At 36.7% G+C, this 19901-nt stretch carries 28 protein-coding genes and 1 riboswitch; of the genes, 27 read left to right on the forward strand and 1 reads right to left on the reverse strand.

All coding sequences use genetic code 11. The annotated features are described in order from the left end of the window. Nucleotides 1-265 precede the first annotated feature (265 nt). The 9 genes from BV906_RS06135 (at nucleotide 266) to BV906_RS19395 (ending at nucleotide 5621) form a co-directional block, all read left to right on the forward strand. The gene (locus tag BV906_RS06135) at nucleotides 266-856 is read left to right on the forward strand and encodes a TasA family protein (protein ID WP_087972552.1); all 591 of its coding nucleotides are present in this window, start codon (nucleotides 266-268) and stop codon (nucleotides 854-856) included. 109 nt (nucleotides 857-965) lie between these two features. Beyond that, entirely contained in the window at nucleotides 966-1532 is a 567-nt protein-coding gene (locus BV906_RS06140) for a TasA family protein (protein WP_087972553.1), read from the forward strand. A gap of 171 nt (nucleotides 1533-1703) precedes the next feature. Then, entirely contained in the window at nucleotides 1704-2555 is an 852-nt protein-coding gene (tapA, locus tag BV906_RS06145) for an amyloid fiber anchoring/assembly protein TapA (protein ID WP_176330278.1), read from the forward strand. Continuing rightward, entirely contained in the window at nucleotides 2552-3127 is a 576-nt protein-coding gene (sipW, locus tag BV906_RS06150) for a signal peptidase I SipW (RefSeq protein ID WP_087972555.1), read from the forward strand. The genes tapA and sipW overlap by 4 nt, the downstream gene beginning before the upstream one ends. A 27-nt stretch (nucleotides 3128-3154) precedes the next feature. Then, complete coding sequence (locus BV906_RS06155; protein ID WP_087972556.1) at nucleotides 3155-3829, forward strand: LPXTG cell wall anchor domain-containing protein; 675 nt, start codon at nucleotides 3155-3157, stop codon at nucleotides 3827-3829. A gap of 170 nt (nucleotides 3830-3999) precedes the next feature. Next, a riboswitch (cyclic di-GMP riboswitch) is annotated at nucleotides 4000-4083 on the forward strand. Between the two features lie 24 nt (nucleotides 4084-4107). After that, a complete protein-coding gene (locus BV906_RS06160) occupies nucleotides 4108-4230 on the forward strand; it encodes an anti-repressor SinI family protein (RefSeq protein WP_087972557.1) in 123 nt (40 codons plus the stop codon). A gap of 84 nt (nucleotides 4231-4314) precedes the next feature. Then, entirely contained in the window at nucleotides 4315-4647 is a 333-nt protein-coding gene (locus tag BV906_RS06165) for a helix-turn-helix domain-containing protein (RefSeq protein ID WP_087972558.1), read from the forward strand. 144 nt (nucleotides 4648-4791) lie between these two features. After that, nucleotides 4792-5295: a VanZ family protein gene (locus BV906_RS06170; RefSeq protein ID WP_087972559.1), complete on the forward strand. Its 504-nt coding sequence runs from the start codon at nucleotides 4792-4794 to the stop codon at nucleotides 5293-5295. A 167-nt stretch (nucleotides 5296-5462) separates the two neighbouring features. Beyond that, the gene (locus BV906_RS19395; protein WP_176330279.1) at nucleotides 5463-5621 is read left to right on the forward strand and encodes a hypothetical protein; all 159 of its coding nucleotides are present in this window, start codon (nucleotides 5463-5465) and stop codon (nucleotides 5619-5621) included. A 30-nt stretch (nucleotides 5622-5651) separates the two neighbouring features. On the opposite strand, the gene BV906_RS06175 is transcribed toward BV906_RS19395, so the two are convergent. Further along, nucleotides 5652-6302 (reverse strand): YigZ family protein, encoded by a 651-nt coding sequence (locus tag BV906_RS06175; RefSeq protein WP_087972560.1) that lies wholly within the window; start codon nucleotides 6300-6302, stop codon nucleotides 5652-5654. 182 nt (nucleotides 6303-6484) lie between these two features. On the opposite strand from BV906_RS06175, the gene BV906_RS06180 reads away from it, so the two are divergent. The 18 genes from BV906_RS06180 to fliT all read left to right on the forward strand — a co-directional run bounded on the left by BV906_RS06180 (nucleotide 6485) and on the right by fliT (nucleotide 19836). Beyond that, nucleotides 6485-7624 (forward strand): sensor histidine kinase, encoded by a 1140-nt coding sequence (locus tag BV906_RS06180; RefSeq protein WP_087972561.1) that lies wholly within the window; start codon nucleotides 6485-6487, stop codon nucleotides 7622-7624. Nucleotides 7625-7809: 185 nt separating this feature from the next. Continuing rightward, the gene (locus BV906_RS06185; RefSeq protein ID WP_087972562.1) at nucleotides 7810-8502 is read left to right on the forward strand and encodes a response regulator; all 693 of its coding nucleotides are present in this window, start codon (nucleotides 7810-7812) and stop codon (nucleotides 8500-8502) included. 143 nt (nucleotides 8503-8645) lie between these two features. Next, nucleotides 8646-9488, forward strand: a complete 843-nt coding sequence (locus tag BV906_RS06190; protein WP_087972563.1) for a DegV family protein — start codon at nucleotides 8646-8648, stop codon at nucleotides 9486-9488. A 559-nt stretch (nucleotides 9489-10047) separates the two neighbouring features. After that, nucleotides 10048-11196 carry an ATP-dependent helicase ComFA gene (locus BV906_RS06195; protein WP_245843940.1) on the forward strand — a complete coding sequence of 383 codons (1149 nt, stop codon included), beginning with the start codon at nucleotides 10048-10050 and terminating at the stop codon, nucleotides 11194-11196. Next, on the forward strand, nucleotides 11193-11873 hold the full coding sequence (locus BV906_RS06200; RefSeq protein ID WP_087972565.1) for a ComF family protein: 681 nt from the start codon (nucleotides 11193-11195) through the stop codon (nucleotides 11871-11873). The genes BV906_RS06195 and BV906_RS06200 overlap by 4 nt, the downstream gene beginning before the upstream one ends. 141 nt (nucleotides 11874-12014) lie before the next feature. Continuing rightward, complete coding sequence (locus tag BV906_RS06205) at nucleotides 12015-12440, forward strand: TIGR03826 family flagellar region protein (protein ID WP_087972566.1); 426 nt, start codon at nucleotides 12015-12017, stop codon at nucleotides 12438-12440. A gap of 124 nt (nucleotides 12441-12564) precedes the next feature. Then, nucleotides 12565-12822 (forward strand): flagellar biosynthesis anti-sigma factor FlgM, encoded by a 258-nt coding sequence (flgM, locus tag BV906_RS06210; protein ID WP_087972567.1) that lies wholly within the window; start codon nucleotides 12565-12567, stop codon nucleotides 12820-12822. A 31-nt stretch (nucleotides 12823-12853) separates the two neighbouring features. After that, on the forward strand, nucleotides 12854-13339 hold the full coding sequence (locus BV906_RS06215; RefSeq protein ID WP_245843942.1) for a flagellar protein FlgN: 486 nt from the start codon (nucleotides 12854-12856) through the stop codon (nucleotides 13337-13339). Nucleotides 13340-13368: 29 nt separating this feature from the next. Further along, the gene (gene flgK / locus BV906_RS06220) at nucleotides 13369-14823 is read left to right on the forward strand and encodes a flagellar hook-associated protein FlgK (RefSeq protein ID WP_087972568.1); all 1455 of its coding nucleotides are present in this window, start codon (nucleotides 13369-13371) and stop codon (nucleotides 14821-14823) included. Nucleotides 14824-14833: 10 nt separating this feature from the next. Then, complete coding sequence (gene flgL / locus BV906_RS06225; protein WP_087972809.1) at nucleotides 14834-15721, forward strand: flagellar hook-associated protein FlgL; 888 nt, start codon at nucleotides 14834-14836, stop codon at nucleotides 15719-15721. A 94-nt stretch (nucleotides 15722-15815) separates the two neighbouring features. Continuing rightward, on the forward strand, nucleotides 15816-16379 hold the full coding sequence (locus BV906_RS06230; protein ID WP_087972569.1) for a DUF6470 family protein: 564 nt from the start codon (nucleotides 15816-15818) through the stop codon (nucleotides 16377-16379). Nucleotides 16380-16398: 19 nt separating this feature from the next. Further along, nucleotides 16399-16845, forward strand: a complete 447-nt coding sequence (fliW, locus tag BV906_RS06235; protein ID WP_087972570.1) for a flagellar assembly protein FliW — start codon at nucleotides 16399-16401, stop codon at nucleotides 16843-16845. Next, complete coding sequence (gene csrA / locus BV906_RS06240; RefSeq protein ID WP_087972571.1) at nucleotides 16845-17066, forward strand: carbon storage regulator CsrA; 222 nt, start codon at nucleotides 16845-16847, stop codon at nucleotides 17064-17066. Before fliW ends, csrA begins: the two co-directional genes overlap by 1 nt. A gap of 76 nt (nucleotides 17067-17142) precedes the next feature. Beyond that, nucleotides 17143-17376, forward strand: coding sequence for a flagellar protein FlaG (locus BV906_RS20120; protein WP_342744355.1), 234 nt, complete (start codon nucleotides 17143-17145; stop codon nucleotides 17374-17376). Beyond that, nucleotides 17369-17503, forward strand: a complete 135-nt coding sequence (locus BV906_RS20125; protein ID WP_342744356.1) for a flagellar protein FlaG — start codon at nucleotides 17369-17371, stop codon at nucleotides 17501-17503. The genes BV906_RS20120 and BV906_RS20125 overlap by 8 nt, the downstream gene beginning before the upstream one ends. A gap of 13 nt (nucleotides 17504-17516) precedes the next feature. Next, nucleotides 17517-19046: a flagellar hook-associated protein 2 gene (locus BV906_RS06250; protein WP_342744357.1), complete on the forward strand. Its 1530-nt coding sequence runs from the start codon at nucleotides 17517-17519 to the stop codon at nucleotides 19044-19046. A gap of 35 nt (nucleotides 19047-19081) precedes the next feature. Beyond that, complete coding sequence (gene fliS, locus BV906_RS06255) at nucleotides 19082-19483, forward strand: flagellar export chaperone FliS (protein ID WP_087972572.1); 402 nt, start codon at nucleotides 19082-19084, stop codon at nucleotides 19481-19483. Then, on the forward strand, nucleotides 19483-19836 hold the full coding sequence (gene fliT / locus BV906_RS06260; protein ID WP_087972573.1) for a flagellar protein FliT: 354 nt from the start codon (nucleotides 19483-19485) through the stop codon (nucleotides 19834-19836). The genes fliS and fliT overlap by 1 nt, the downstream gene beginning before the upstream one ends. The last annotated feature ends 65 nt before the right edge of the window (nucleotides 19837-19901 follow it).

Consider the following 19901-nt stretch of genomic DNA (forward strand, 5'->3'; position numbering starts at 1 on the left):
GTAATAACCTATACTTCAATTTATCGTTCGTTATAACATACAATTGAGGTTGTTTATAAAGAACGAACGCTATTACGTTGAGATACATAAGAGAGGAGGATTATCGCTGTGGCAAGTCTAGTTCGCAAATAAACTACTTCTATTGTATTAGGTTATTACCAACTAGTACAGAGAATCAGACCAGTAATTAAAAACAGCGAAGATCAAAGGAAAGTCAGTAACAAACGCATTACTAAAAATTATATTTTATTGGAGGAATTAGACGATGAGTATTAAGAAAAAATTAGGTATGGGTGTAGCAACAGCAGTATTGGGATTAGGATTAATTGGTGGAGGAACATTTGCTTATTTTAGTGATCAAGAAGTTTCGAATAACACATTTGCAGCGGGTACGTTGGATTTATCATTAAGTCCAACCGAAATTATTGAAGTAACAAATATTAAACCTGGCGATACAATGCTGCGGCCTTTCACACTTACAAATAGTGGAACATTGGATATTAAAACAGTTGATTTAATTACAAATTATACAGTAGAAGATGCAAAAGGTGATAATGCGACTGAAGATTTTGCTGAACATATCCGTGTAAACTTTTTGGCAAACGCTGATAAATTAACTGCCCCAATTTGGTCAACAACACTAGCAGATCTGAAAAATGCTAGTCCGGAATTAGTACAAGAAAAATTCTGGGCTGTATTCTGGGAAAATAGAGGCCTAGATGCAGGTACAAATGATACTTTCTTCGTTCAATTTGAATTTGTTGAGAACAACCAGGATCAAAACAAGTTTCAAGGAGATGGCTTGAACTTGGAATGGACATTTGAAGGAATGCAAGGTGAAGGGGAAGCAAAATAATTATTAACGGAGGAGAGCATTTCTCCTCCTACATAAGTTTTTCAAAAAAATAACATAATCATAAAGTTAAACACTTTTCACATAACATAAGTCGAAAGGGGAAGTGATTATGAGCTTAAAGAGTAAATTAATAATGAGTATCGTGACTGCAGCACTTGGTTTCAGCCTAATAGTTGGTGGAACATTAGCGTATTTCAATGATACGCAAGGAACTACAAACACCTTTGCAACCGGTTTATTAGATTTAGGAATAAATAAAGAAACAATTTTTCAAGTTGACAAGATAGTTCCTGGAGACACCATCAATGGGAATTTCGAACTTACAAATGATGGGACAGTAGATATGAAAGAAGTAATTTTACATTCTTCCTATGAAGTTGTTGATAATGGGAAGAACAACGGTGGTGATGATTTTGGTAATCATATTAGTGTAGAATTTTTATATCATATGAATGGTAAAGAAAAAGTACTTTTTAAAAAGAAGCTTTCTGAGTTGAAAGGTAATCCGACACAGATATTAGAACAATTTCCGGAGAAGAGTAATGCGGCAAAATTTGCGGTTCGACTTAGCTTTGTTGATAACGAAGGAAATCAAAATCACTTTCAAGAAGATTCTATTGAACTAAAGTGGGAATTTGAAGCGATTCAACGAGACGGTAATCCTGATGTTCACTAAGTTTTTTCCGATTCCTTAACCTTAAAACAGAAGGAGATCATCCCCTCCTTCTAATTTCTATAAAATAGCTATACTTAAAAAATTTATATCTATTCAAAAGCATACAACATTCATTTCTATGTTTATGAATGGATATAAAAATTGTAGACAGTTTGAAGGGCGGAGATAAATTTGAGAAAAAGCCATTTAAAAAGATTCAAATCAAAGGATGGAATTTTTTTAATTGTATTTAAAGTTACGCTTATTTGGTATTTGTTAATTTTTGCTGCGGGTTATTTAACTTCAGATACAGCTGCTCATTTTAATGATTATAAGGAGACATCAAGTTCAATAACGGTTGGCATTTGGGAAGAAGAGCTTGATGATCGAGATGAAACAGATAAAAGCTCCTTATCATTTATAACGAAGGGAAACCAAAATATAAAAGCCTGTCAGCCCACAATCATTACTACAGAATTAAAGAATAAAGGTCCAGAGGATATGAAAAAAGAAAGTTCCTTTGATGTGTATTATATCTCAAATGGCAACCCTGAAAAGCATGGAGAAAAACTACAACTGAGTGAAAACGAGGGGAAAATTGACCCTCTGAAAAATGGTGGATCAACTACATTGTCATTTAATGCAGACAAAGCTGGTGTTTATGTATTCAAAGCTAAGGAGCAAGCAGTTGAGGATAGTAAACTCATTTGGAGTAAATGGATAGATATTAATTGCCCGTCAGAAAATAATCAGCCTGATGCAAATAATGATTCTGTAATCAATGAAGAAGTTAAACCAGACCAGCAAAATGATGAAGCAAATGAAAATAATAAAGCTAAAGATGAGAAAACAGATACTATTACCGAAAAACCGGAAAGTACGGAAGCTAAGGAGGATACAGAAGAAAGTAAAATAGAAAAAGATGCTGAAGTGGTAGAAGATGCTGGACCAAGTGTAACAGAGGAAGATAATAAAGTGATTGAGGAAGAGACTACAGAAAAAGAGGAAGAAACGAAAAACAATCAGGAAGGTGAAGAAAAATGAAAAAGCGTATTTTAAAATGGACAAATCGGATTATTACAGGTGTTCTAATGATTTTACTTGTAGGTGTAGCGATTACTGTACTGTCCACTAAACTAACCGGTGGAGATCCTCAATTATTTGGTTATGAGTTGAAAACAGTATTATCCGGATCAATGGAGCCTGGTATACAAACGGGTTCAATTATCGCGATACAATCTGTAACTGAAGGGGAGAAAAGCAGCTTTAAAAAAGGCGATGTTATTACATTTATGGAGGAAGATAATAAGCTGATCACTCATAGAATTACGGATGTTACTTCAACAGAAAATGGGGTTCTCTATACTACCAAGGGTGACAATAATAATGCGGACGATAGAAATCCTGTTCTAGCAGATAATATAGTTGGTGTATATAAAGGTTTAACCATTCCTTATATTGGTTACTTAATTAACTTCGCACAATCCCCGAATGGAAGCATAGCATTTATGATTATTCCTGGATTACTCATGCTAGGCTACTCTGGAATTACAATTTGGAAAACGATTAGACAGCTTGATGATAAAGACAAGGTCATAGATGTTAAAGAAATGTAATTGATATTTATACGGGGAAGGTGCTTTATGAAACATGGAAGAGTTAGCCCTTTTGTATTATTAGTGGCCAGTATTTTAGTTCTTGTTATGGTAAATGTAAAAACTGTAAAAGCCGAAGATAAAATTACAATTGATATTTTACCAGAAGAAGTATTATTCAACGTTGATAATATGAAACCAGGGGATTGGGCACCGAGAACAGTTATTGTTCAAAATAATGGTGGATTAAATTTTGATTATTATGTATCGGTGGAACCAAATGGAGATTCTAAGAAACTTTATAACGAATTAATAGTCGAAATACACGATGCAGATCAGTTATTATATAATGGCCACTTAAAAGATTTTAGTGGATTACCTCCTAGAAGCCTTGAAAGTACTACAGAAGAAGAGTTGAATTTTACGATTCGATTTCCCGTTCATTTGGGTAACGACTATCAAGGTTTAGATGCTAATTTTTCCATTCTTTTTACAGCTGAAGGAATGGAAGATGTGGGCAAGAATGATAGTGACGAACAAAGTGTTGCAGGAGCTGTGAGCAGCGATGGAAACTCAAGTTCAGGAGGATCAAGCTCAAGCTTTGGGGGATTACCACTGCCAAACACAGCAACTAACATATTTAACTTTCTCATTATTGGTGCTTTATTAATTATAGGTGGTTCACTAATTATTCTTTATAATAGAAAGAAAGTTTCCGAATGACGATTTTCAGATTAAAGGAATAACCGAATAATGAAATAAATATTTTAATACGGAAACCAGATTCATCTCAATTTATTTTTTCTACCCTACAAAACTAGTCTCAATCCGACAAAACAAGTCAACCAATTATTGCTGTATCTATAGTATGATAGTCTTATAAATTAAGAATCCTCAGTAAATGGCAAACTTATTGAAAAATAAGGACGCAAAGTCACAGGTCTAAAGCACGGTGCTATGATGGCTGGATTGTCTGAATTGAATAAGTGGGGGACAGGTACATGGAGAAAACACTTGATAATCTGGCAGTTGATGAGGAATGGATCATGTTGATAATGAATGCAAAGCATCTGGGTATTTCTGTGGAAGAGATTCGTGAGTTCCTGAATAGTACAGGAAAATAGATGTATTTTCAGCTAAACTTGTACTTTATTTAGAACTCATCACTGCAAACATGGTATAATGCGCAGTGAAAGTAGGTGAGGAACTTGATCGGTGAAAAAATAAAAAAATTGCGCCAAGATAAACGAATGTCCATTTCTGAATTAGCTGAAAAAGCGGGTGTGGCAAAATCATATCTCAGTTCGATTGAGCGAAACCTCCAATCAAATCCATCGATCCAGTTTATTGAGAAAATCAGTACTGTATTGGGTGTATCCGTAAATGACATTATAAATGAAGAAAGTAAAAACTTAGACACAGAAGAACTTGATAGTGAATGGATGCAAATCGTACAGGAAGCAATGAAGTCCGGTGTTTCCAAAGCACAGTTTAAGGAATATCTGGAATTTAATAAATGGCGACAAAAACAGGATAATTAAGAGTTCTAAAACCGCTCCGGCTAACTGCTTAGCGGTTTTTTAAAATGGAAAATTTTAAATATGACACGTAACGGATCAACCGCTATACTATATAGTGTGATAATTTTTAGTAAAAAAGTATGATGAAAGTTTGGTAGGATAACGATGAAAAAGTATTTATATTGGTTATTGCCGATTGGGTGGATGGGGATTATCTTTTATTCCTCTTCAACACCATACGAGAATCAGGATATCAAGCCTTTGATGGATGGTCTGGTTGATTTTAGTTTTCTGGAACCATTTGTTGGCTGGATATCATTTTCTTATAATCATTCGGTGATAAGTGTCGAGAAATTAGGTATCAGTGGGTTTATCGAATTTTTTATTCGTAAAGGGGCACATGTCACGGTGTTCTTTTTGCTTTCCTTTTTATTCTATATTGCTTTTAAAAAATCAACCAATCTAAGTAATGAACTCCGATTATTATTTTCACTGTTATTGACAGTAATCTATGCTGTTTTAGATGAAACACATCAGGGTATCACACCAAATAGAACGCCATATGTTGGTGATGTATTGCTGGATAGTATCGGGGCATTAGCAGCTATTATTTGTATTATTATTATAAGCTGGTTGAAGAAAAATAGAAGTCCTAGCCATAAAATATAATTATTGTCGAACAGTTATAGAGGACGTTCTTTGTACACACACTTAAGACGAAAACAAAAATATATTTCCTTTTTCGACATAATACGACATATATTTGGCGGAAAATGTGGTACAGTTCTTTCTAATGCAAGTAGTAATTTGGAATTCGAATAAGAGGTGGTTAGAAAATGGTAGAACAAGAGAAATATAAATCGATGCTGCGGCGAATGATTGATGAAACAGAAAAGCAAAATATTCATTCGTCTGAAGAGCTGATAAAAATGTTAATCAATGAGTTATCAGGTAATAAAAGTTTGGAAAAATATTCGCAAACGATGGCAAAATAAACTGCATTCCTATTAGGATGCAGTTTTTTATTAATTGTCATCGGCCCGACTAAAGTCACTTTCAATATATTTCGGTTCTATTTTCTTTATTTCTGCTTGATCATTTGTTAAGTCTACAATCCAATTTTGGAATGGATTTTCTTCCCCATCTTTTACAAAAACAATAAATTCAACTTTCTCCAAATAGTTAACTGTTTCCAGGATATGATCCGAATTACGTAAAACATTTTCCAGTTTACCTAAAAGGCTGTAATCAACAGTTATGGAGAAACCTTGCATGAGTTGCCTTATTACAACACCTGTTGTTTTTATAGCCTGGGATGTTGTGCTTCCATATGCGCGAATTAGTCCGCCGGCACCAAGCTTGATTCCGCCAAAATATCTTGTAACAACGACTGCGGTATCTTTGAGGTGTTGTTTCTTAAGAACTTCAAGCATTGGAACTCCAGCAGTACCAGTTGGTTCCCCATCATCATTTGCCTTTTGAATTTGGTCATTTTCGCCGATAATATAGGCAGAGCAATTATGGGTGGCATCATGATGTTTCTTCTTTATTTCCTGGATGAAATTCTGTGCTTCCACTTCCGTTTCAACCCGCTTTACATAGCCGATAAATCGGGACTTCTGGATAATTATTTGGTCGTTACCTTCTTTTTTTACTGTATAATAGTTATTGAGCATGTTGATTTTATCACCTCGAACGCACATTATAGTATATAAATAGTTTATTTGATTCATATAAAGAAAAGAGTTCATGAAAATATCCAAATAAGGAAAAATTTTACTGAATATAAGGAGAAGACCCCATTAAAAAAATAAATAGTTACGTACTATTATAACATAACATAGGTTGGTGAATAGCTATGGCAGTAAAGATAAGTGAGAAGGCTTTGGACCACGTTATTGATGAAATGGTTGAAGTTGTCGAAAATAGTAAGGATGAGATCTTCAATATTAGTGAAGAAGCTCGTAAAGAACATGAGCATCTTGTTATCGAACTGAAAGAAACAAAGGTAAAGGTCCTCCAGCATATTGAAAATGGGGACCAGCTTGAAGAAAAAGTACGTTATTCACGAAAGCGATTGGCAAAAGTAAGTAAATACTTTGATCAATATTCTGAAGCAGATATACGTGAGGTATATGAAAGTACGCATCTTATGCAAACAAATCTTGCAATACTACGTCAAGAAGAAAAAGCATTGCGTGAAAAACGAGATGAATTGGAAAGAAGATTAATAACATTGTCGCAAACCATCGATCGGGCCGAGGGATTGGCCGGAAAAATTTCCGTCATTCTCACTTACTTGCAAGATGATTTTCGTCAAGTTAATGAAATGATTGAAAGTGCAAAAGAGAAACAGGAATTTGGATTGAAAATTATTGAGGCACAGGAAGATGAACGCAGGAAGATATCGAGAGAAATACACGATGGACCTGCACAAATGCTCGCCAATATTTTACTCCGCTCTGAAATTGTAGAACGAACGATTCGTACTTGTACTGTTGATGAAGCGATAGCTGAAATCAAAAGTGTCAGGGAAATGGTTCGTTCATCCTTATATGAAGTCAGAAGAATTATATATGATCTGAGACCGATGGCTTTGGATGACCTAGGTCTTATACCAACAATAAAAAAATACGTGGACAATCTATCTGATTTTAATAAAAAAACGATCGAGTTCACTGTTTTAGGTGAAGATAAGCGTCTCAATCAGAAATATGAAGTAGCCTTTTTTCGGTTGATGCAAGAATCCATTCAAAATGCAATCAAACATGGTAAAGCAAGTCTGATACAAGTGAAATTGGAGATATGTGGAAGTAACCTGACAATGGTCATTAAGGATAATGGTAAAGGGTTCGATATGAATATAAAAAAAGATAAATCATTTGGTTTAATTGGTATGAGAGAGCGAGTGGAAATGCTTGATGGTCAACTGAATATAAAATCTTCTCTTGGAAAAGGGACAGCAATTATAATAAAAGTTCCATATTCGACGGCATAAGTATATAATAGTTTAATATACTTCTTAGCAAATTTGACTTATGGCAAAGCATTAACTGTAAGTCTTCATTGCACTATATTTATTACATGTAAGAAGTTATTTTTCTATCAGTGTTAAAAATTAGAGAGAAAGATATAAATAAATGGGTCAATACTAGTAATAGTAAGCGGGAGGAAGATTGGTCGATGAATACAGAGAAAGAAATTCGTATTGTTTTAATAGATGATCATAAATTATTTCGCGAAGGGGTAAAGCGTATTTTGGAATTTGAACCATCATTCAACGTCGTTGCTGAGGGTGATGATGGGTCTGTTGCATCCAAACTGGTAAAGGAAAATGAGCCGGACGTTGTTTTAATGGATATTAATATGCCAGAACTCAATGGTGTACAGGCGACTACTGACTTGGTCAGATATTTTCCAAATTCAAAAGTAATCATTCTTTCGATACATGATGATGAAAGTTATGTGACCCATGCACTGAAGACTGGTGCGCAAGGATACTTGCTGAAAGAAATGGATTCTGATTCATTGATTGAAGCAATTAAAGTAGTTAGTGATGGTGGGTCCTATTTACATCCGAAAATAACACATAATCTCGTGAAAGAATATCGTCGCCTTGCTAAAGAGAATTCATCAAGTATCGCTGACAAAGGAATCGAATACCGCAAACCGCTTCATTTGCTGACAAAGCGTGAATGTCAGGTTTTACAACTTTTGGCGGATGGGAAAAGTAACCGTGCAGTAGCAGAAACTTTATACATTAGTGAAAAAACAGTGAAGAACCATGTCAGCAATATTTTGCAGAAAATGAATGTTAATGACCGTACACAAGCAGTTGTATCGGCAATCCGCAAAGGCTGGGTAGAAGTAATTTAATAAATTTAAAAATACGCTAGTGTCGTCGTACATTAGCGTATTTTCCTTTTGGGATGAATTCACGCGATTATAGGTGATTTTTTCATAGTCTTCATGTAAAATAAATGAACATATTGTGAAATTAATTAGAGGAGAAGATATTCATGAAGCTTGCTGTAATGACAGATAGCACAGCATATATCCCCGCTGATATAAGGGACAAACATAATATACATATGGTTCCCCTCAGTGTAAACTTTAAAAATCACTCCTATGAGGAAGAAATAGATATCACATCAGACCAATTTTATGAAAAAGTAAGAGAAACAAAAGAACTGCCTACCACTTCACAGCCGTCCATCGGTTATTTAACTACAAAATTGAAAGAGCTTGCAATGGATTTCGATGCCGTCATATCTGTTCACCTGTCAAGTGGGATTAGTGGAACATACCAGACAGTATTAACAGCAGGCGAGATGGTTGAAGACATTGATGTTTATGCCTATGATTCAGAAATGAGTTGTATGGCGCAAGGTTTTTATGCGCTGGAAGCGGCTTTAATGGCAGCAACGGGGAAGACTGCTGAAGAAGTTCTTTTGCGGTTGGATGAAATGAAACAAAGTATGGATGCTTACTTTATGGTAGATGATCTTACCAACTTGCAGCGTGGAGGACGTTTGAGCGGTGCACAGGCATTGGTTGGCAGTCTCTTGCAAGTGAAGCCAATTCTTCACTTTTCGGATAAGCTAATTGTTCCATTAGAAAAAATCCGAACTAGAAAAAAGGCGATACATCGTATTGTTGGATTACTGGAAGCTGATGCTGAAAAAGGCAACGAACTGCGCGTTGCATTTATTCATGGAAATGATGAAACAGCCGCCGTCGAACTCCAAAGTAATTTTCTGAGGAAATATCCAAACATGGAAACTTCTATCAGTTATTTTGGCCCTGTTATAGGTACCCATCTTGGAGAGGGTGCTCTCGGTATTGCCTGGTATGTAAAGTAGATAGTATTTTATGATAGATAAAGAGGAAGTATAAAATTCTAGCGCAATTAATTCTTGGACATAAATAGCCACGTCCAGCTCCGGCACCCAGCGACTACCGAGACTTCCTTCACCTGCGTAATCTAAATCAACATCGACTCTCTTCGTTCGTCGTGTTTCCCTTTTTCTCCTGCGGTGCAGTCCAGTCCGTTTGTCGCTACCCGGCGCCTGCACTTTTGTTCTTGATTATAAGTATAGCCAAGACTGGTAATCACCATAAATGAATAATTAGAAAGTGAGTGAAATATTAATGCCAAGTAATGTAAATGCTCCCTTTAACCTCAAGGAACTCTCCATTCAATATGACGGAAAACTCCTTCTTAGAAAAGAAATTCTCCTGGATGAACCTGTCTTTCAACAACTTCTATCAAGCAATTACCTCACAGAGAGAAAATCGATTATCCGTAAGAATCTAAAGTTTCAATGCCAGCGTTGCGGGAACCAGACAGCTTATTTATTTGCAAAGATCCCCTGCCAACTATGTCATCATACACATGTATACTGTCGAAAATGTATTGAAATGGGACGAGTTAGTGAGTGTGAGATGCTCTATTATTGGACGGGGCCAACACCAAAGTGGCTCCGGCATGCGCACCCTTGTTCCTGGCAAGGTCAACTGACTTCTGTACAACGGCAGGCTGCTGAGCGAATTGTAGCGGCAATTCGAAACAAAGAGTCTGAACTACTGGTTTGGGCAGTTTGTGGGGCCGGGAAAACAGAAATGCTTTTTCTTGGAATTACTGAAGCATTACAGCATGGGAAGCGTATTTGTTTGGCAACCCCTCGGGCAGATGTTGTCCGCGAACTGCTACCTCGCCTGCAAAAGGCTTTTTCCACTGTTTCCATCCAAGCATTACATGGTGGAAGTGGGGACAAACATGGAACAGCACAACTGATGCTTGCGACAACCCATCAGTTACTCCGTTATCAGAATGCATTTGATGTCATCATTATAGATGAAATCGATGCTTTTCCATACCATGCAGATCCATCGCTTCCATTTGCATCTAACCGAGCTAAAAAAGCAGAGAGCACTACCATCTACTTAACTGCCACTCCAAGGAAACAACAGAAAGAATTAATCCGCCGTAAAAAACTCTCACATATTTTCGTTCCCATTCGATTTCATGGCCAGCCATTACCTGTACCAAAAAAGATTCTAAGTCACGGACTAAAACGTGACCTTCATAACCACCTTCCACCAGCTGCTTTTTTGAAATGGGTAAACGTACGTAAAAACCCAAATAGACAACTACTGATTTTTGTGCCTTCCATCCTACTTGCTGAAAAAATAAAGCCCGTGTTAGCCATTAAGCTAAAAAAAGCTGGAGTTCTCAAATCAAAAGAAAAGCTGCAATCTGTACACGCCTCAGATCCGGACAGAGAAAGTAAAGTTCAAGCATTCAGGGAAAGGGATACATTTATCCTGATTACAACAACGATTCTTGAAAGAGGGGTAACATTTCCATCCGTTGATGTCGCTATCTTTGATGCGGGTCATGATGTTTTTGATGAAGCAGCACTTGTTCAAATCGCTGGGCGTGCTGGCAGAAGTCCGAATGATCCAACAGGAGAAGTTTTATTTTTCCATAATGGTAAAACAGAGGCAATGGTACAAGCAATTGATTCGATTAAGTCCATGAATAAGCGGGGAGGGTTTTCAAAATGAATTGTCTATGGTGTTACAATGAGATTATCCCTGAGATTACGTGGACCAATTTGTTTCAGTTGGATAAACCAAAGCCTGTTTGTAATAGTTGCGCAGATAAACTAGAACAATTACAGGGAGACCGTTGTATTAAATGCAGCCGCCAAACAGATGCAGAAATATGTTCGGACTGTCAGTGGTGGAAAGCAAACCAGGAAACAGATCCACTTGAATTCAACTATTCGGTATTTGCTTATAATGAACTGATGCAGGAAATAATTGCAAAGTGGAAATACCGAGGGGATTATGCGCTTTGTGGAATTTTTAAAACGTATCTAGAAGATGCATTTCAAGAGCGGTTTTCTAAGTTAAAGCGAGAAATTGTCGTGGTGCCTATTCCATTAAGTAAAGAACGAGCAAAGGAAAGAGGTTTTAACCAGGCAAAAGCATTGGCGGAGTTTTTGCCTACCAAATGTACAGATATTCTGTTACGGAAACATGGCGAGAAACAGTCAAAGAAAACGAGAATGGAAAGGATCGATACTGAAAATCCTTTTATCCTGGAAAATCCGATTAACAAACCAGTCATTCTTGTCGATGATATATATACAACCGGAACAACATTACGTCATGCTGCAGACTTATTGAAAAATCAGGGATGTCCAGCAATTTACGGGTTGACGTTGATTCGGGGTTGATGATCAATATGGTGTAATAGGATGTTCAAAAAGTCCGGTAAAACTGACAAGCTATAGGACGCCTGCGCACTTAACGACCACGGTCCTTTTTTACCTGATCTTTGAACATTTATTATAATTAATAGAAAGAGGGAAAATCCCATGGCCGAACTAGCAAACTGCAACCGCTGTGATGCAGTTTTTGTAAAAGGATTACGTGATATATGTCAAAATTGCTATAATGAAGAGGAAGCAGCATTTCAAAAAGTTAATAGCTTTTTAAAGATTAGAAAAAATAGGGAAGCAACATTAATTGAGATTGTGGAAGCAACGGATATTAAAGAAACGTTAATTACGAAATTTATCAGAGAGAAAAGACTTCATCCGACCAATTTTCCAAAACTTGCTTATCCATGTGAAAAATGCGGTGCGAATATTGTTTCAGAAAAGTTATGTATCGATTGCATGGAAGAACTGAAAAAGGAACTGGAAGAATATGAGGCATCAGAAAAACGTATAGCAGAAATGCGCACAAAAGAAGCGTCCCGCACGAATACGTATTATGCGATGGATAAACATAAGAAATAATAGTATGAAAGTCCTCTTTTAAGGGATTCTTAGCATAAATCCTTAACCTTTTATATTACTGACCGATAATAAGATTAAGAGAAAGGTATGCAGATAACTTTGAATAGAAAGAGGTGAGATCCAAATGAAAATTAATGGTCCAAATCAGACAAACTTCAATCCATATAAACAGCAAATACAAAAACAATCAGAAGTGAAGAAAGACATTCAAAAAGATCAAATTGAGATCTCAAGCCAGGCAAAACAGTTGCAGGAAAAGGATAAAATAAGTGAAAAGCGAGCTTCCCATGTTCAGGAGATTAAGCAAGCAGTTGATTCTGGTTCCTATAAAGTAAACCAAGAGAAGGTTGCCCAAAAAATGCTTGAATTTTGGTCGAAGTAAAATTTCTTACACATAAAAGGAGGACTTCAGATTGACCCATGTCATGACACAATCATTAGAACAGTTAGTACGAATACATGAGGATCTATTAGCAGTCTCCATTGATAAAACAAGTAAAGTTAAAGATGGTTCCATCGACGATTTGCAAGCTCTACTAGTAAAAGAACGTAAACTGATTCGGCTTTCTGAGCAAGCGGAAGGTAATAGACAGCATACTGTCCGAGCATGGTGTGAGAAGAACGGGATGGCATTAGAGGATGCGACAATTACGAACATTCTGCAACATGTCACAGATAAAGCGGAACAGGTAAAAATGGAGAAGGCCGCGATCAAATTAACAGATGTGATTACAAAGTTGAAACAACAGGAACAATTAAACCAAGTTCTTATCAGTCAGTCGATGCAATTTGTCCAACTGTCATTAGATTTAATGAGTCCTACACTAAAAAGTATGAATTACGGAGCAGGTAGTGAAATGGAATCTCCCAGCCGATCTGTTTTTGATTCCAAAGCATAATGATGAAGTAATAAAAGGAGTACGCTAAAATGAGTACATTTCATGGTTTGGAGATGGCGAGACAAGCCTTATCCACACAACAGTCAGCACTTTATACAACCGGTCATAATATAGCCAATGCTAATACAGAGGGCTATACGAGACAGCGGGTTAACTTTGAAACACTTTCCCCATATCCCTCTGCATCACGAAATCGCCCACAGATTCCAGGTCAGATGGGTACGGGAGTGGAATCCGGATCCGTTCAGCGTATCCGGAATCAATTCCTGGATAATCAATTCCGCAGCGAGAACAGTACATCAGGCTATTGGGAAACAAGGTCTGAGGCGCTTGGTCGTATGGAAAATGTTCTAAATGAACCATCTGATACTGGATTATCCACAACGATTGATCAATTTTGGCAATCACTTCAAGATCTTGCTGTTAATCCGGAAAATTCTGGTGCACGTTCTGTTGTCCTTCAACGGGGCCAGGCATTGGCAGAAACGTTTAATTATTTGTCTGATTCGTTGACGAACATTCGGACAGATTTGCAAACACAGATTGAAACAACGGTGAAGGATGCAAATACGTTAATCGATGGGATTAGCGAATTAAATAAACAAGTGAAAAATTTGGAAACGCATGGCTATGCAGCGAATGATTTGTATGACCGTAGAGATATGTTGATTGATGAGTTATCTAATATTGTAAGTATTGATGTCAGATATGATCAGGGGCATATCCCATCTGGTAAGGTTGGGGATGGGGTTGCAACAATCAATATTGTGAATGATAGTGGAACAGAAATCGCAGAAATTGTTAATGGAGTAGAGGGAGAAATACAAAAGATTAATGCTCCTGTTTATAACAATGCAGAAACATTATCTGTTGTAAGCTCTATTAATGTTAACGATACAAACGTAATGTCCTCAAGTGGATCACTCAAAGGTTTGCTCGCTTCCTATGGTTATACAGATGGAGAAAATGTGGCCGGTGATTATCCGGATATGCTAACTAAGCTTGATAGTATGGCATATACAGTTGCTACTGCATTTAATGAGCAGCATGGTTCAGATTTTTTTGAAATAGAGAACTCTATTGGAGCTGCAACATCCATTTCGGTTGCAATTATTGATGGCAGTGATATAAATGCCGGTTCCAATGATGATTCCGGTAATGGCGATAATGCTCTTGCATTGGCGGAAGTATTTTACACTGCGAGTGAATCTCTCGATGGTGCCTCTATCAAAGATTTCTACGAATCTGTTATCGGTGATCTTGGTGTTACAGCAGAGCATGTAAACCGAATGACAGAAAACACTGGAACACTACTGGCACAGGTAGAAAATCAAAGACTTTCCGTTAGCCAAGTTTCACTGGATGAAGAAATGTCCAATATGATTAAATTTCAGCATGCATATAGTGCTGCTGCCCGTAGTATGACGACAATGGATGAAATGCTGGATAAAATTATAAATAGTATGGGATTAGTAGGAAGGTAGATGGTTGACAATGCGTGTAACACAAGGAATGCTAACCAATAATATGCTCCGTAACCTGACAAACAGCAATGATAAAATGGGCAATTATATGGAACAGTTAAGTACCGGTAAAAAAATTAACCGGCCTTCCGATGATCCCGTAGTTGCTATGAAAGGAATGGGCTACCGTACCGAATTAGTAAAGGTGGAACAATACCAACGTAATACGAATGAGGTCCATAACTGGATGGATAATTCTGATGCGGCACTGGATAAAGCAACCTCTGCAATGCAGCGTATTCGCGAACTTGCGGTACAGGCAAGTAATGGTACGTATAGTGATGAAGAGCGAGTCAATATTAGTGAAGAAGTAGAACAATTGAAAGAGCATTTAGTGGATATTGCGAATACGAATGTAAATGATAAATATATTTTTAATGGGACAAATACGGACACCCCCCCAATAAGTGTTCAAGCAGATGGTGAAATATTTTCAAGTTTTAACGGTGAAGATGTGAACATTGAAGTATCAAATGGAACTAAATTGAAAGCAAACGTAAGTGGTGAGGATGTTTTTGAGGGGACACCCGCTATATTTTCAACAATTGATGGCTTTATTGATAAATTAAATGGTGAATCCAATGAAAATATCGATTCAAGCATTGAAGAACTTGATTCCGGAATCAACAACATTATTAACGCCCGAGCTGATTTAGGTGCCCGCATGAATCGCCTTGAACTTATTGAAAACCGGCTGAGTGAACAGGAAGTGATTGCAACGAAAACGATGTCTAACAATGAAGACATTGACTATGCCAAAGCAATCATGGAATTGATAACACAGGAAAGCTTGCATCGTGCGGCATTATCTGCGGGTTCAAAAGTAATTCAGCCATCCTTGGTTGATTTTCTACGATAGATAGATTATAGAATAAACCCTGACCCGAGTTGGGTACAGGGTTTATTCTATAATCCAGCCCTTTTTCTTAGTGGGTTCAAAGGGAGGTTGAATGATGAAGTTACCACAAGTACAAATACAATCACAAATGGCCCAAATACAAATTCAAACGACAAATGCTAGGCAGCAAATATCTCAGCCTCAAGCAGACCTTACTATTCAGCAGCCACAGGCCGAGGTCACGATTCGGACAACCCCTGGCAAATTGCAAATTGATCAAACTGGGGCATGGGAAGATATGAACCTGATGCATGTTTCGAAAAGCATTGAAAAGTTTGCCCAAGATGGTAAGAATGCATTAATGCAAGGGATTGCCAGAAAGGCGAGTCAAGGTGATGAGCTGATGAAAATTGAAAATGGCGGGAACCCGATTGCTAGTCAAGCAATGCAAAACAGCTATGATTCGATGAAATCCTTAGGCATAAAATTTATTCCTTCCCATTTTTCAGTGAAAACAAATTATCAGCCGGCAGAAGTACATATCGATGTTCAGACAAAAAAACCGATGGTAGATGCCACACCAAGAAAACCAGAGATCAGCTATCAGCCAGGTAAAGTAGAAACTAGTTTAAAGCAACGTGAAAGCCTGGATATCAGTTTCACTAATCTTCTTGTTTAGGAAAGGATGACGAAACGTAATGCAAATACAAACGAAATATTTAAGTGAGGTTGAGATTGAAGATAATAAAATAATCCAATTTCCATTTGGCCTTCCTGGGTTTACCAATGAGACAGAATTTGTTTTATTAGATTTACCTGATAACCCTTTATTCCAGATTTTGCAATCAATGAAGACTACTACTATCGCATTTATCGTAACAAATCCGTATCAAATATATAAAAAATATACATTCCAATTGGATGAAAGCATCCTGGAAAGTCTACAAATTAAAAATGAAAAAGAAGTTGCCATACTTTCTATTGTAACTTTAAAAGAACCATTTAAAAATAGTACAGTAAATTTGAAAGCACCGATTATTATTAATTCTAATCTAAAGCAGGGGAAACAATATATCTTAACGATTGACGACTACTCTTCAAAAACTTCCATTGTTCCCGTCTCTTCTGAAAGCGAGGTAAAATAATGCTCGTACTTTCTAGAAAAAAAAATGAAGGAATCCAGATTGGCGAGGATATCGAAATTACCGTTCTTGCTATAGAAGGGGACCAAATAAAACTTGGAATAGCCGCACCAAAATCTGTTGATATTTACCGGAAAGAAATTTACATTGATATTCAACAGCAAAATAATGAAGCAGCAAATGTTTCTCTGGATCTGCTTGAACTTTTAAAAAACCCTAAATAAATGAATGGAAAACTACATATAACAAGGTTCTTAACCGATATAAATAATAAAAGAGATCAAGGGGTGTTTTCGAGTGATGGATAGGGTTGAAGCGGGATTTCAAACTTTACCAATCAGTGAAAACAGCGTAGAAACAACAACTGTAGTGGAAGGTTCTGAAATCAGAGCAAATTATAAACAAGTACAAACACAAGAGCAAAAATCTATTATAAATAATGAAGACCTAGGAATGGCTGTTTCCAAAATGAATGAGTTAGTTGACCCTTTGAGAAGAAATATTAAATTTGAGCTTCATGACAAACTTGGGTAAGTATTATGTAACGGTAATTGATTCGAATACGAGAGAAGTAATTAAAGAAATCCCTCCGAAAAAGATGCTTGATATGTATGCCGAAATGGCTGACTTTATGGGAATGCTCGTCGACAAGAAAATATAAGGAGTTGATATGTATGGGAATGAGAATTGGTGGTCTAGCCAGTGGAATTGACACGGACTCCATCATCAAAGATCTAATGAAAGCAGAACGAATTCCATTGGATAAAATGGAACAGGATAAAACAAAGCTCGAATGGCAACGTGACTCTTTTCGGGATGTTAATAAGAAATTGCTTGAATTGGATAATATGATGCTGGATATGAAAATGAGCAAAACATATAACTCCAAGTCGGTTACATCATCCATGGAAGGGGCTGTAATAGCTACAAGTACATCTAGTTCAACGAATGGAACATATAATATAAATGTGGAAAAACTGGCTACCTCTGCGATTAATATCGGAACAGAAAATAATGTTGCGGATCCAGATGTTAGTATTGGTACTGATTATACTGGTGAACATTCGCTTAGTTATTTTGATGAGGATGGGAAAGCTAAAAACTTTACTTTCGAGATAAAAGCAGGAGATACAGTTAATGACGTATTGAAAAAAATAACTGATGGGGATAATCCTATTCGTGCCTTTTTTGCCGATGGTCAAGTTGTATTCGAAACAACGAGAACCGGTAATTATAATGAAGATGGAGACTTTTTTGGAGGAGCAGAGATTATTTTTGGAACTGTGACTGATTCAGAAACCGATGGAAAAACGTTTGAGTCTGAATCGGATACTTTCTTCACTGAATTTTTAGGTATGGTGCAAGGAAAAGATGAAGGGGGAGAAAAAGGGGGAGAAAATGCAAGTTTTACTTATAATAATAATCTTGACCTCACATCTAAGAATAACAACTATACCCTTAACGGTATAACATTCCAATTTAATGACATTACTGATGATAAAAATGCTACGCTAACCGTCAACAATGACGTAGATGCTTCATTCGACAATATCATGGCATTTGTGGACAAGTACAATGATGTAGTCGAAACATTAAATGGATCACAACAGGAACAACTTTACCGCGACTTTCCGCCATTGACCGATGCGCAAAGGGAAGAAATGTCTGATAATGAAATTGAATTATGGGAAGAAAAGGCGAAAAGCGGTCTTCTAAAAGGTGAAAGTGCAATTTCTAGCGGATTATTTGATATGCGTCAGAGTTGGTATTCCACGGTTGAAACTGGTGGACAATTCTCGTCACTAACTCAAATTGGAATTGCCACTTCAAGTGACTATTTGGATGGCGGTAAATTAATTGTCAATGAAGAGGAATTAAAAGCAGCATTATCAAAAGATCCTGAAAGTGTGCAAAAGTTATTTTCCAATAGTAAAGAGGATTCAAGCCGTGGTTTGGTCAATCGACTGGAAGACGCTGTTGAAAGCACGATGAACCGAATTAATGAGCGTGCTGGTAAAGGAACGGATACACTAGAAAATTACACGTTAGGTAAGCGGATGAAAGACTTGGAAGATCAGATTGATGCATTCGAAGATAGAATTACCCAAATAGAAGACCGTTACTGGCGCCAATTTAGTGCTATGGAACAAGCTATTTCCATGATGAACAATCAATCAGCAATGCTTATGTCAAACTTTCAATAAATAACCATTTAAATATATAAAGGGGCTGACGAAAAATGACAGCAAAAAAAGCCTATCAAACATACCAAAACAATGCGGTGAACACCGCTTCAGGCGGAGAGTTAACATTAATGCTTTATAATGGATGCATGAAATTCATTAAACAGGCAATCAAAGATATGAATGACCATAACTACGAAGCAAAAAATACAAACATCCAAAAAGCACAAAATATCATTCAAGAATTAATGATTACGTTAGATATGGAAGTAGAAATTTCCAAACAAATGATGCCATTATATGAATTTATGCAATTTCAGCTTAAAGAAGCGAATATTAAAAATGATATAGCAAAACTAGAAGAAGTTTTAGACTTCGTTAAAGAATTCAGGGATACATGGAAGCAGGTAATTATTAAAAACCGGCAACAGCAATATGCACAAGGTGCACGGGTTTAATGGATAGGATACTGCAGGTCTATGAAGTGACGATGAAAATCAAATCATTATTGGGGCAGGATATAACCGCCAAATCGAGAGAATCGGTAATCGAAGAATTAAACAATCTCATCACAACACGTGGCAACTATATGGAGAAACTTACACCTCCTTATACAGAAGAAGAAGAGCGAATTGGTAAAGAACTTGTTATGATGAATAATCATATTGAAAAAAAGATGCACCTCCTGTTTGCAGAACTCAAATTGGAAATGAAACAAGTAAAAAAACAAAAGAAATCCAATCAATCTTATACCAATCCATATAAAAATGTACATACGATGGATGGAATGTTTATGGACAGTAAGAAATAATATCACACCTTTTTTGAATTATAGAATCTTTTTTGCGATTATAAAAGGAATTGTAAAAAATATTA

It is taken from the genome of Oceanobacillus rekensis, from assembly GCF_002153375.1.
Classification (GTDB): domain Bacteria; phylum Bacillota; class Bacilli; order Bacillales; family Amphibacillaceae; genus Oceanobacillus; species Oceanobacillus rekensis.